The organism is Rhizobium sp. NPDC090275 (assembly GCF_044772225.1).
Classification (GTDB): Bacteria; Pseudomonadota; Alphaproteobacteria; order Rhizobiales; family Rhizobiaceae; genus Rhizobium.
The window spans coordinates 156,544-170,168 of sequence record NZ_JBIVYL010000007.1; the positions used below are offsets into that span (position 1 = coordinate 156,544).

The following is a 13,625-nucleotide window of genomic DNA, read 5'->3' on the forward strand; positions in this document are numbered from 1 at the left end:
TGTCACTTGCCTTTCGGGGCGAGGCTTGAATAGAGGGCAGCATAGCGCTCGGCGCTTTTCTCCCACGAAACATCCGATTTCATGCCCTGCTTTTGCAATTGGGTCCAGACCTTTTGATCGGTATAGAGATGTAGCGCACGGCGGATTGCCTGCAACAGACCGGAAGCGGTCACCGGAGAGAATTGTATCCCGGTTGCCACTTTGGCCGCAAGTGCGGCGTGATTGGCATCGATGACGGTGTCGGCAAGGCCGCCCGTGTGGGCGACGATCGGCACGCAACCATAGCGCAGGCCATAAAGCTGCGTCAGGCCGCAGGGCTCGAAGCGCGAGGGGATGATGATGGCGTCGGAACCGGCCTGCATCAGGTGCGACATCGGCTCGTTGTAACCGATCGACACGCCGATGCGGCCGGGATGGCGGGCGGAGGCGGCGAGCAGCGAGCCTTCAAGCGCCGGATCGCCGGAGCCCAGAATGGCAAGCTTGCCGCCCATGGCGACGATCTCATCGGCGCAGGCGGCGATCAGGTCCATGCCCTTCTGCCAGGTGAGACGGCTGATGATGCAGAAGATCGGCGCGTTGTCGTCGTGCAGGCCGAAGAATTCCTGGACGGCGGCGCGGTTGGCGGCGCGGTTCTTCAGCGTCGCGCCGGTGTAATGGGTCTGCAGCACGGCGTCCGTGGCGGGGTCCCAGACCTCGTGGTCGATGCCGTTGACGATGCCGTGCAGCGCCTCGATGCGGCTGGCGATGACACCCTCAAGACCCATGCCGAACTCGGAGGTCAGGATCTCGCCGGCATAGGAGGGGCTGACGGTGGTGATCGCGTGCGCGGTCTTCAGGCCACCCTTCAGGAAACCGATATTGCCGTAATATTCCAGCGCTTCCACCGAGAAGGCCTGCGGGGGAAGGCGCAGGCCGGAGAAGATCTCGGCGCTGAACTGGCCCTGGAAGGCGATGTTGTGGATGGTGAGGATGCTGGGGAGTTCGGGCGTCGGGTAAAAGCGCATGTAGACGGGCGTCATGGCCGCCTGCCAGTCATGCGCATGGACGACGTCTGGCTTCCAGCCGGGCATCAGGCCGGCGGCGATCTCGGCGCCGGCAAGCGATAGCGCGGCAAAGCGGCGCCAGTTGTCGTGGTAGTCCTTGCCTGTTGCGTCCAGATAGGGGCCGCCGGAGCGGTCGTAATAGGCGGGCGCGTCGAGGACGAGGATATCGAGCCCCTCGTGATTGACCTCCAGAACCGTCGCCGGTTCGCCGAGCAGATCGTCGAAGCGCATGCGGACGACCGGGTCGCGGATGACCTTCATCACCGCGGGATAGCCGGGCATCAGCGTCTTGGTTTCGATGCCGAAGCGCTTCAGCGCGATCGGCAGGGCGCCGGCCACATCGGCCAGGCCCCCTGTCTTTATCAATGGGAAGACTTCGGACGAAACCGAAAGAACTTTCATCGTTTACATATCCAGCTTGTCGATCATCGGCTGCGTGATGAGGCAGATCCCGCCTTCTGAGCGGCGGAAACGCTTGGCGTCGAGAACCGGGTCGTCGCCGACAACAAGACCTTCCGGAATGACGACGCCGTGGTCGATCACGACATTCGTCAGCTGCGCGTGGCGGCCGATCTTTACGCTCGGGAGCACGACGGCGCCCTCAAGCTTCGAGTAGGAATTGGCGCGCACACCCGTGAAGAGCAGGCTGTTGTTCAGCGTGGCGCCGGAGATGATGCAATCGCCGGCGATGACCGAGGAGGTCGCCGAGCCACGGCGGTTCTCGTCGTCATGGACGAACTTCGCCGGCGGCGAGATCTCGGCATAGGTCCAGATCGGCCAGGACTTGTCGTAGATGTCGAGTTCGGGAACGATCGCCGTCAGGTCGATATTGGCCTGCCAGTAGGCATCGATGGTTCCGACGTCGCGCCAGTAGGGCTCGCGCTCGAAATCGGAGCGCACGCAGGAATTGGCGAAGCGGTGCGCGACGGCCTTTCCGTTCTTGACGATATAAGGAATGATGTCCTTGCCGAAGTCGCGGCTGGAATTCGGGTCGGCTGCGTCGCGGCGCAGTTCCTCGATCAGGAACTTGGTGCGGAAGACGTAGATGCCCATCGAGGCGAAGGCGCTGTCCGGCTTGCCAGGGATGGCCGGCGGATCGGCGGGCTTTTCGACGAAATCGATGATGCGGTCGGTCTCGTCGACATGCACGACGCCGAAGCCCACGGCTTCCATGCGCGGCACTTCGAGGCAGCCGATGGTGACGTCGGCGCCGCTGTCGACATGCTGCTGCAGCATGTACTCGTAGTCCATCTTGTAGACGTGGTCGCCGGCGAGGATGACCATGTACTCGACGCCGTAGTCCTGGATGATGTCGATGTTCTGGTAGACCGCGTCGGCGGTGCCCTCATACCACTGCGTCTCGGAGACGCGCTGGGAGGCCGGCAGGATGTCGAAGCTCTCGTTACGCTCGGGGCGGAAGAAGTTCCAGCCGCGCTGCATGTGGCGGATCAGCGAGTGTGCCTTGTATTGGGTGGCGACGCCGATGCGGCGGATACCGGAGTTCAGCGCGTTGGACAGCGCGAAATCGATGATGCGCGACTTGCCGCCGAAATAGACCGCGGGCTTGGCGCGTCGGTCGGTGAGTTCCTTCAGACGGCTCCCCCGGCCGCCGGCGAGAACATAGGCCATTGCATCGCGGGCAAGTGGCTGAATGCGTTTTTCTACCATTGTCTTCCTCCCACCAGTCTCAAGTCTCAGGTTCAAGCATGATAACCGCCAGCGGCGGCAAGGTCAGTGATGCGACGATGGTGCCGCCGGCGTTGACCGCCTGGACACGACCGCCATTGCCTTTGCCGCTGCCGCCATAGATGTCGGCATCGGTATTCAGGATTTCGCGCCAGCGGCCCTCGGTCGGCAGCCTGACTGCGTAGTTCTCGCGGTATACCGGCGTCATGTTGCAGATGACGGCGACCGGCTTTTCACCTGGCGATTTGCGCAGCCAGGCGAAGACCGAGTTCTCGTGGTCGTCGGCAACCAGCCATTCGAAGCCTTCGCCCTCGCAGTCGCGGGCGTGCAGCGCCGGCTTGCTGCGGTAGGTGAAGTTGAGGTCGCGCACCAGGCGGCGCATGCCCTCGTGCATGCGATACTGCAGCAGGTTCCAATCGAGCGAGCCGGCCTCGTTCCATTCGCTCCACTGGGCGAACTCCTGGCCCATGAACAGAAGCTTCTTGCCGGGATAGCCCCACATCAGCGCGTAATAGGCGCGCAGATTGGCGAACTTCTGCCAATCGTCGCCGGGCATCTTGGCGATCAGCGAGCCCTTGCCGTGCACCACTTCGTCGTGGGACAGCGGCAGCACGAAGTTTTCCGAGTAGGCGTAGAGCAGGCCGAAGGTGAGCTCGTTGTGATGATGCTTGCGATGCACCGGCTCGCGGCTCATGTAGCTCAGCGTGTCGTGCATGAAGCCCATGTTCCACTTGAAGCCGAAGCCGAGGCCGCCTTCATGCACCGGCTGCGAGACTTTGGGCCATGACGTCGATTCCTCGGCGATGGTCATGACGCCGGGGTGCTCGGCATAGATGCGGGTGTTCATGTTCTGCAGGAAGCGGACGGCCTCGAGGTTTTCGTTGCCGCCATATTCGTTGGGGATCCACTCGCCGTGCTTGCGGGAGTAATCGAGGTAGAGCATCGAGGCGACGGCATCGACGCGCAGGCCGTCGAGATGGAATTTCTCGGACCAGTAGAGCGCGTTGTTGACGAGATAGGACACGACCTCGGTGCGGCCGAAATTGTAGATCGCCGTGTTCCAATCCGGGTGGAAGCCCTTGCGCGGGTCCTCGTGCTCATAGAGTGCGGTGCCGTCGAACCAGCCGAGGCCATGCGCGTCGGTCGGGAAATGCGCCGGCACCCAGTCGAGGATGACGCCGATGCCGACCTTGTGGGCGCCGTTGACGAAGCGGGCGAAACCCTCCGGCTCGCCGAAGCGGGCGGTGGGCGAATAGAGGCCCGTTGTCTGGTAGCCCCAGGACGGATCATAGGGGTGCTCGGTGATCGGAAGGAATTCGATATGGGTGAAGCCCATGTCGACGCAATAGGGGATCAGGCGGGCGGCGAGCTCGTCCCAGGAGAGGAACGTGCCGTCGTCGCGGCGCTGCCAGGAGCCGGCATGCACCTCGTAGATGGAGATCGGCTGGCGGCGCTTGTCGATCTCGCTCCAGTGCTTGAGGTGGGCTTCGTCCTCCCACTCCTGCAGAAGTTCAGGCGTGGTGACCGAGGCGTTCTTCGGGCGCAACTCGCTGCGGCGCGCGAAGGGGTCCGCCTTCAAGGGCAAGAGCACGCCGTCCTGGCCGCGGATCTCGAATTTGTAGGCGACGCCCGTCGGCACATCGGGGGCGAAGATTTCCCAGATGCCGGCGCCTGATCGAAGCCGCATGACGTGGCGGCGGCCGTCCCAATTGTTGAAATCGCCGACGACGGAGACGCGCTGCGCATTCGGCGCCCAGACGGCGAAGTGGATCCCTTGAGCGCCTTCGTGCTTGATCCAGTGCGCGCCCATCTTGTCGAAGAGGCGCAGGTCCGAGCCTTCGCGGGCGTAATAATCGTCCATCGGCCCGAGAACGGGGCCGAAGCTGTAAGGGTCGGTGACGGCCCATTCGGCATCACCACGGCGGGCGCGATAGCGCACCGGCACCTGCTTGTTGACCGCGATGGTGCCGGCGAAGAAGCCATCGGGATGCTGAAGCGCCAGATCGCCGATCGCGGTGCCGTCGAGCGACATCGCGGTCACCTCTTCGGCGCCGGGAATGAAGCATCGGGCAACGTAAACGCTGCCCGATTTGTGGACGCCCAGAACGGCAAACGGATTGGAATGCGCGCCGGCAAGGATCGCCGCTATTTCATCTGCCGAAATTTCCCAGGGAAGCTTGACTTCAGGGGTCGCCTTCGGCGTTTTCATCCGGCTCTCCAGATTTCCTTGGCATACTGCCGGATCGTGCGGTCCGACGAGAACCAGCCCATGCGGGCGGTGTTGCGGATGGTCTTTTCGCTCCAGGCGGACTTGTCGTTCCAGAGCTCGTCGACTTCGCGCTGGGCCTGGGCGTAGGCATCGAAATCGGCGGCGACCATGAACCAGTCGTGCGAATAGATGCCCTCGATCAGCTCGGAATAGCGGTTGCGGTCATCCGGCGAAAAGACGCCGGAGCCGATGGCCGAAAGCGCCTGCGACAGCTCGTGCGAGGCCTCGATGATGGCGCGCGGATTGTGACCGTCGGTGCGCAGGTTGGCGACCTCATCGGCGCGCAGGCCGAAGATCTTGATGTTGTCCTCGCCGACATTGTCGCGCATTTCGACATTGGCGCCATCGAGCGTGCCGATGGTGAGCGCGCCGTTGAGGCCGAACTTCATGTTGCCGGTGCCCGACGCTTCCATACCGGCGGTCGAGATCTGCTCGGAAAGGTCGGCGGCCGGAACCATGACCTCGGCGAGCGAGACGTTGTAGTTCGGCACGAAGACGACCTTGAGCAGGCCGCGCACGGCCGGGTCGTTGTTGATGGTGCGGGCGACGTCGTTGATCAGCTTGATGATGAGCTTGGCGTTGTGATAGCTCGGCGCCGCCTTGCCGGCGAAGAGTTTTACGCGCGGCACCCAGTCCAGTTCGGGACGCGAGCGGATCTGGTCGTAGAGCGCGACCGCCTCGATGACGTTCAGGAGCTGGCGCTTGTATTCGTGGATGCGCTTGATCTGGATGTCGAACATCGCCGACGGATCGATCTTCACGCCCATGCGCGACGCAACCAGATTGGCGAGCGCCACCTTGTTGTTGCGCTTGACGGCCGCGAACTTCTCCTGGAAGGCGCTGTCGGTGGCGAATTTGTCGAGCGCGCGCAGTTTTTCGGCGTCGTCGAGGAAATCGTCGCCGATCGCCTCGCGGATCAGGCCCGTCAGACCCGGATTGCACTGCTGCAGCCAGCGGCGCGGGGTGATGCCGTTGGTCTTGTTGTTGATACGGTCGGGATAAAGCTTGTGCAGGTCGGCGAAGACGGTGACCTTCATCAGGTCGGTGTGCAGCGCCGAGACGCCGTTGATCGAATGCGAGCCGACGAAGGCGAGGTTGCCCATGCGCACCCGGCGGCTGCCGCCTTCCTCGATCAGCGAGATCGAGCGAATTTCGGTGTCGGAGAAGTTCTTGGTCTTGCGGGCCTCGAGCAGAACCTTGGCGTTGATCGCGTAGATGATCTGCATGTGGCGCGGCAGGAGACGCTCGAACAACGGCACCGGCCAGCTTTCCAGCGCTTCGGGCAGAAGCGTGTGGTTGGTGTAGGCGATGGTGCCGCGGGTGATGTCCCAGGCCTGGTCGAACTCCAGCCCGTGCACGTCGCAGAGCAGGCGCATCAGTTCGGCGATGGAGACGGCCGGATGGGTGTCGTTCAGCTGGATCGCCACCTTGTCGGGCAGCGACGTGAAGTCGTCATACTGCTGCAGATGGCGGCGCAGGATGTCCTGCAGCGAGGCGGACGAGAAGAAGAACTCCTGGCGCAGGCGCAGCTCCTGGCCGGCAGGGGTCGCGTCGGCCGGGTAGAGAACGCGGGTCAGGCTTTCGGCCTTGTTGCTCTCGCGCAGCGCGCCGATATGGTCGCCGGCGTTGAAGGCATCGAGCAGGATCGGGTCGATCGGCTGGGCCGACCAGAGGCGGAGCGTGTTGACGCGCTTGCCGCGCCAGCCGACGACGGGCGTATCGAAGGCGGCGGCGATGACGCGCTCGGCGGGCTTCCAGACATAGCGCGGTTCGCCATCGGCGCCGTTGGCGACATCGACCGAGCCGCCGAAGCCGATTTCATAGGCGCTCTCGCGGCGTTCGAATTCCCAGGGGTTGCCGTGAGCGAGCCAGCTTTCCGGCAGCTCGACCTGCCAGCCATCGGCCATCTGCTGGCGGAACAGGCCGTGGACATAGCGGATGCCATAGCCATAGGCAGGCACGTCGACGGTCGCCATGCTCTCCATGAAACAGGCGGCGAGACGGCCGAGACCGCCATTGCCAAGCGCTGCATCCGGCTCGAGGCCGGCGATGACTGACACATCGACGCCGAGCGAAGCGAGCGCGTCACGTACCTCTTCCATCAGGCCGAGGTTGGACACGGCATCGCGCATCAGGCGGCCGATGAGGAATTCGAGAGATAGATAATAAACGCGCTTGGCGCCCGTGGCGTAGACCTTGCGGGTGCTCTCCATCCACTTGTCGATGATGCGGTCGCGGATGACGAGGATGGTTGCCGTCAGCCAGTCGTGCGGCTTGGCGACCTTGGCATCCTTGCCGATGCGGTAGGTCAGGCGCTCGATGATTTCTTCTGCGAGAATTTCCGGCTTTGAGCTGCGCGGTGCGGGAGAGGGGATGGTGGGCTTCGAAACGGTGGTCATCGTCAGGGCTCGCCAATTCTGTTTTGGTTTCAGTAGGTTATACGTACTTCAATCGATTTACTCACGCACTAGCGATGCAGTTTATGCACCGTTACTACGCACTTGCAACAAGGGAAAACCAGCAAACGGAAAAATTGACGCGGGGCACCCGTGGACGATGGAAAGAACTTGATTTTTATCGGCTTTCTGATTTTGATAGATGGGATTGCACAACAACGAAAAGCCGCTCCGGTTTGTTCCGGAGCGGCTTTTTTGTTTTGTGGAATGGGAGCGGCTTACTGTGTCAGCAGGGTCTTGTCGGACGCTGCATCCTGACCGATCTTCTGGAACGCTGCGACCAGATCGCTCATGCTTTCAGCCTGGAAGTAATAGCTGGGGCTGGATGCGCAGCTTCTGAGCAACGCCTGCCCACGGCCACCGGCCGGGGCCATGAAGGCAACCGAATAGATCTTGATGTTGTCGGTGTCCTTCGCAACGGTGCATTCGTTGAGCGTGTTTGTGTCTGAGCTGGTCGCGTTGTTGTTACCATCCGTCATGAAGACGATGTATTTTGTCAACTTCGTGTTGCCGGCCGCCGCCTGTACCTTTGCTTCAGAACCTGCCGGGCTATCGAGGAGGCCAGCATGAGCTGCCTTCATCGGGGCATAGGATTCTGTACCGTTGCCGCCGGATAGGCCGTTGACCAAGGTACGCGTATCTTTCGTGCCCCATACAAAGGAGCTGGAGCTGCGAATGATGTTGTTCCAGCCGATCGCATTGGTACGGCTATACTTGGCGGGCTTCGATGGGTCGGCCTTGTCCAGTTCGTCCAACAGCAGATTGGCGGCCGTCTTCAGCGCGTCGATCTTCTTGATGTAGCAAGGACTGAACTCGGTAATGGTCGTTCTGCCGCTTTTTTCGGTGATCTGACTACCCGATTCGTCCCATTTGGCGCATTTGGTTTTGGTGGTGTCCAGCGTGGAAGTGTCAGCCAGCATCGAGCCGGATTGGTCGAGAATCAGGGTCATCGAGACAGCGCTTCGCTGCTCGCTGATGCCGCTGGTTGAGGTGCTGTTGCTGGCAATGGTAACGCTGTCTTGGCCGAGCACTTTCATGAGCGGCGTAAGGCTCATGTTGTAGCCTGCGTTCACATTGATCTTGTAGCTCTTGCTGGTCGCGGTCGTCGTCGTCGTGATGGTGACAGTCATGGAGTCTTTCAATGCTGTCGCATCGGTGCCGCTGATATAATTGGCCATCTGTCCAGCAACGAAATCCTTTGCTAGGGCCTGAGCCTGTGCGTCGGTGGTTACTTTGCCATTGGCCAGCGCCGTCGCGGCTGCCAAGGCTGCCGAGTCAGCAGCGTCCTGAAGCTGACGCTTCTGCATGGTCATGTTCGAAAGGTCGATAGCAACGCCTGCACTGCCAATCAGAACGGGCAGAACAATGGCCGTCATCATCGCGAAATTGCCACCGCGATCACGCCAAAGGGCGGTTATGCTTTGCTTAAACGAATGCAAGGTGTTCATCATGCTCACCCGAATAGTTGCTTTTAACAATGTGGCAGTCATGCGCCCAACATGTTGAGGTTGTTTTTACGGATTCGCTTCGATTTTAACGAAATGTCGCTTTCCAACACGAATTCGGGCTGGGCTTGTCATTCTGGCGAATTGCGCCCGGCGCTGTGGCCTTCCGGCATCACCATCGCGTTGCGCGGCGTGGTCGTCCCCGGTTTCACGGCAACAAAAAAGCCGCCCCGGATCGGTTCGGGGCGGCTTTTTCGTGCAATGAAATCGATGTTATTGCGTCAGGCGAACGTAGTTGCTGTCGCTGCCGCTGCAGTCGGCGCTGACGGTGTAGAAGAAGTCCTGGCGATCGGCGCCGCCACCGTCTTCCCACGCATGGCTCTGCTTGGCGGAGCAACCGAAGTAGCTTTCAAGCGGATAGGCCGTACCCTTCTGCAATTGCTTGCCGTCGACATAAAGCGAGTCCATCTGGTCGGGATTATCGGTCCGCAGCGTGTTGCTATAGACCATCTTCTGCTGCCAGGTGCCCGGGTTCTTCAGCTTATAAGCGGCATCGACGACCGTGCAGGTTACCGTCTGCTTCGAATTGTTGGAAACCGAGCCGGCATAACCGGTGCCGCAATAATCCGTCTTGATTTCCATCTTCAGTATCAGCTTGGTGTAGTTGTCAAGGTTGATGACGCCGCTGGGCGGATCGACCGTCATCGTACCCTGGCCGGCGTTGTTGAGGGTTGTCGGCTGATAGACGATCGTGCCCAAGGTCACTTCCGACGGGCTGCCGGGACGGATGACCATGATCGAAATCTTCTTGTACCAGTAGCCCTGGGCCTGCGTCGGGGTGAAGGTGATCTTCGTCGGCTTGACGGGGGCTATGGCTGCGGCGTTGACGCCGATGGCGACCGAATTGATGTTGGCGATCTTCATCATGGACGTCGGTACGGACGCCGTCATGGCGACCTTGAAGGTGCGTCCATCGGCGGACATGGTCGACGCGACGTCGCTCGGCATCTGCGCGGAATAGCCCTTGATGAAGGCCTTGGCGAGCGTGGTCGCCGCCGCGAGATTGGTGCCGTCGAAAACCTTGCCGCCTTCCAGGGCCGCGGCGTCGGCGATCTCCTGAAGATTGGTTCTCTGGCTCGACGCATAGGAGAAATCGACCGCAGCGCCGCCTGCCAGAAGCAGCGGGGTGGCAATCAACGCCGTCACCATGGCGAAATTCCCGCCGCGATCATTCGCGAGACGGGAGATAGTGGTCTTCAGCAAGTGCAAGGCGCGCATCATGTTCACCCAGATGGTTTTCCAAAGTCTGGGAATATCCTTGGGCCACGTTCATTTAGGTGAGCTTTATGAGTCTGGTCTAATTTTAGCGAATTGTCGCTTTCTCACGCGCTTTCGAACGAAACCGGCCTCCGACCCCTACTTCACCGGAATGACATCCACCGCCTGCACGGCGCGCTGGCCACCATAGCTTTTCAGCACGCCGATGACGGGGGCGACGTCGGAGTAGTCGCGGCCGTAGCCGACGACGATGTGGTCGGTGCCGGCGGGGATGTTATTGGTGGGGTCGAGTTCCACCCAGCCGGTGGTCTCGCCGCACCAGACGCGCACCCAGGCATGCATGGCGTCGGCCCCTTCCAGCCGCTCCTTGCCCGGCGGCGGGATGGTGCGCAGGAAGCCGGAGACATAGCCCGCGGGTATGCCGAGGCTGCGCAGCGCCTGGATCATCACATGGCTGAAATCCTGGCAGACGCCGCGCTTCAGCCGGAAGGCTTCGATCGGCGTGGTGTCGACGTTGGTCGCCTCGGCGTCGTATGTGAAGTCTTTGTGGATCGAGGCGCAGAGGGCGGTGGCGATCTCCAGCACCGTCAGCCGGGGCTGGACGACGCCCTGTGCGTAATCCGAAATGACGGGCGTTTCGATCAGGCGCGGGCTGTTGCCGAGAAAATGATGCGGCGAGCCCGGCTTCAGCGACCAGACGCCTGCGATCTCCTCCGGCAGATCGGCGAGCACGGGCGAGAAATCGGCCGTGATCGAGTGGCTCTCGACCTGCACGCGGGCGTGCATGCGGATATCGAGCTTCTCATGGGGTGCGCGGACCATGAAGGAGGTCGCGGGGTGCTCGAAGAAGTCGATGAAATTGGACTGCTCGTCCGGCGTCGGCGATACCTTGATCGAGCCTGCGATCAGGCGCTGGCGATCGGGCAGCGAGAGCGGCAGAAGACGCATGATGTGGCGGGCGCCCGAGGCCGGCCAATCGTAGCTATAGCCCATGTGCAGCGACAGATCGTAGAGCACGTAATCACCCCAGATAGGTTTGCGCGAGGAGATCGGAGAGATTTTCGAGCTCGCGTTCGAGGCTGCGATAGACGTCGTCGGTCATCGTCTCGGGCGTCATGACGGCGAGGCCGGAGCGAAGGCGCATGGATTCGCGGTAGAAGGGCGACATCTGGCCGTTGGTGAGCGCATTCGGCAGCTGCTCGACCTCGCGCAGGATCTCGTTCAGCTGGAAGAGGATCGAGCGCGGGTTGAGCGGGTCGAGCGCCAGAAGGTCGGTGACGGTCAGCCGCGCCGTGTTGACGTTGTAGCGGCGGCGGTGGGTCATGACGCTGTCGCCAATCTCGAGCAGCATGTCGAGCGCGCCATCGGGCGCTTCCGGGCCGGACATGTGGCCGAGCAGGCGGGTCATGTGCAGCGCGCGCTCGATATGGCGGCCGAGCGACAGGAAACGCCAGCCGGTGAAGCGGTACATGTTTTCATGCACGAGACCGGCGAAGCCCGCGAGCTTGCGCAACAGGATCGTCATCGCATGGCTGGCGTCGTCGCCCGGCGATACGGTGGCGTGGAAGCGGCGGGCGGTCTTGGCGAGATCGGTCAGCGCCAGCCAGCCATCCGGCGAGAAGCGGTCGCGGATGTTGCTCGCCGAATAGACGGCGCTGTCGATGTTGCGCAGCAGCGTGTCGGGCACCGCGTCCTCGGTGTCGATATCGACGGCGGCGAGATAGGCGCTGACATCGGCCAGCAGCGGCTGGCTTGGATCGGCGGCCTCGGCGAAGCGGGCGTGCCAGGCGCGCAGGATGCGCAGCGCCCCTTCGGCGCGCTCGATATAGCGGCCGAGCCAGAAGAGATTGTCGGCGGCGCGGCTGGGCAGGCTGCCCGGCATGTTGCGGGTGAAGCTCGCCTCCGTCGGCAGCAGCGTGTGCCGCTCGACGGGCTTGTCAGAAACGATCCAGACGTCGGCGGCGGCGCCACCCGATTGCATGGCGATCGCCGCCACGTCGTCGCCGGCGCCGATGCGGGCGAAGCCGCCGGGCATGATCTGCCAGCCGTTCTTTGTGCGGGCGGCGAAGACGCGCAGCGACATCGGCCGCGGCACCAGCTTGCCGTTCACCCAGCTCGGCGTGGTCGAGAGCGTCACGGCCTCCTGGCCGACGAGCTTCGGGCCATCGCTGTTCAGCCAATCGCCGATCGAATCGCGGGCAGTGGCGCGCAGCGCCGAGCCGAGCACGGATTCACCATTGTCGTCGAAGAAGGGCGCGCGCGAATAGGCCGGGCCGATGACCATCTTCTCGATGTTCTGTGCGACATGGTCGCGCTCGCTCTTCTGGCCGCACCACCATGTGGCGATCGACGGCATCTTCAGCTCCTCGCCGAAGAGGCGGCGGCAGATGGTGGGCATGAAGGCGAGCAGCGCGCGCGTTTCGATGATGCCGCTTCCGAGCGCATTGACGATGGTGACGCTTTCGGCGCGCAGCGCTTCCACGAGGCCCGGCGTGCCGATGTGCGAGGTCTGGTTGAGCTCAAGCGGATCGGCATAGGCGGAATCGAGGCGGCGCCAGAGCACGGTGATCGGCTTCAGGCCGGAGACGGTGCGCACCATCACCTTGCCGTTGACGACGGTCAGGTCCTCGCCTTCGAGCAGCATGAAGCCGAGATAGCGGGCAATGTACGCGTGCTCGTAATAGGTCTCGTTGGCGGGGCCGGGGGTCAGAACCGCGATGCGGTCGTCGCCGCTGTGCTTCATGCCCTGCAGCGCATCGCGGAAGGCGCCGAAGAAGGAGGCGAGGCGGTGCACCGGGGTTTCGGCGTAGATGTCGGAGAAGGCGCGGGTGGTCGCCACCCGGTTTTCCAGCGCGAAGCCGGCGCCGGATGGGGCTTGGGTGCGGTCGGCCAGAACCCACCAGTTGCCATCGGGGCCACGACCGACCTCGAAGGCGCAGAAATGCAGATAGTGGCCGCCGGCCGGCTTGACGCCGACGAGCGGGCGCTGGAACTCCGGATTGGAGGCGATCAGCGCCGGCGGCAGCACGCCATCCTCGACCAGCCTGTTGTCGCCATAGATATCGGCGACGATCGCTTCGAGCAGGTCGGCGCGCTGGACGAGGCCTTCCGACAGGCTCTCCCATTCACGCTCGTCGATCAGAACGGGGATGGGCGAGAGCGGCCAGGAGCGTTCGGCGCTGCCGGTGCTGCCATAGGCGCGGTAGAAGACGCCGGCATCGCGGAGATAGCGGTCGGCGCGGGCGAAGCGCTCCGTCAGGTCCTTTTCCGGCATGCCGCTCAGATGCGCCATGAAGCGCTGCCAGACCGGGCGGATCGCGCCGTTCTGGTCGACCATCTCGTCGGCGACGCCAGGCGGCGGGCGATAGCCGAGCACCGCCTCGTTGCCGATGCGCTCGCTCTTCTGCTGCCGTAGCTCTCTTGCCGGTTTCTTGCCCATGAACCCCTA

At 62.7% G+C, this 13,625-nt stretch carries 8 protein-coding genes; all 8 read right to left on the reverse strand.

The genetic code is table 11. The features are described from left to right. Nucleotides 1-2 precede the first annotated feature (2 nt). The 8 genes from glgA to ACIQUB_RS19010 all read right to left on the reverse strand — a co-directional run bounded on the left by glgA (nt 3) and on the right by ACIQUB_RS19010 (nt 13,616). Nucleotides 3-1,445, reverse strand: coding sequence for a glycogen synthase GlgA (gene glgA, locus ACIQUB_RS18975; protein WP_111563427.1), 1,443 nt, complete (start codon nt 1,443-1,445; stop codon nt 3-5). Between the two features lie 3 nt (nt 1,446-1,448). After that, on the reverse strand, nt 1,449-2,711 hold the full coding sequence (glgC, locus tag ACIQUB_RS18980) for a glucose-1-phosphate adenylyltransferase (RefSeq protein ID WP_018899809.1): 1,263 nt from the start codon (nt 2,709-2,711) through the stop codon (nt 1,449-1,451). Between the two features lie 19 nt (nt 2,712-2,730). Continuing rightward, entirely contained in the window at nt 2,731-4,938 is a 2,208-nt protein-coding gene (gene glgB, locus ACIQUB_RS18985) for a 1,4-alpha-glucan branching protein GlgB (RefSeq protein WP_113238631.1), read from the reverse strand. Continuing rightward, nucleotides 4,935-7,397, reverse strand: coding sequence for a glycogen/starch/alpha-glucan phosphorylase (locus tag ACIQUB_RS18990; protein WP_113238632.1), 2,463 nt, complete (start codon nt 7,395-7,397; stop codon nt 4,935-4,937). Before ACIQUB_RS18990 ends, glgB begins: the two co-directional genes overlap by 4 nt. Before the next feature lie 275 nt (nt 7,398-7,672). Continuing rightward, nucleotides 7,673-8,944 (reverse strand): pilus assembly protein TadG-related protein, encoded by a 1,272-nt coding sequence (locus tag ACIQUB_RS18995; RefSeq protein ID WP_402931325.1) that lies wholly within the window; start codon nt 8,942-8,944, stop codon nt 7,673-7,675. A gap of 228 nt (nt 8,945-9,172) precedes the next feature. After that, a complete protein-coding gene (locus ACIQUB_RS19000) occupies nt 9,173-10,177 on the reverse strand; it encodes a TadE/TadG family type IV pilus assembly protein (RefSeq protein WP_402931327.1) in 1,005 nt (334 codons plus the stop codon). Between the two features lie 138 nt (nt 10,178-10,315). Beyond that, nucleotides 10,316-11,194, reverse strand: a complete 879-nt coding sequence (locus ACIQUB_RS19005) for a transglutaminase domain-containing protein (protein WP_402931329.1) — start codon at nt 11,192-11,194, stop codon at nt 10,316-10,318. A 4-nt stretch (nt 11,195-11,198) separates the two neighbouring features. Beyond that, entirely contained in the window at nt 11,199-13,616 is a 2,418-nt protein-coding gene (locus tag ACIQUB_RS19010) for a circularly permuted type 2 ATP-grasp protein (protein ID WP_113238635.1), read from the reverse strand. Between the last annotated feature and the right edge of the window lie 9 nt (nt 13,617-13,625).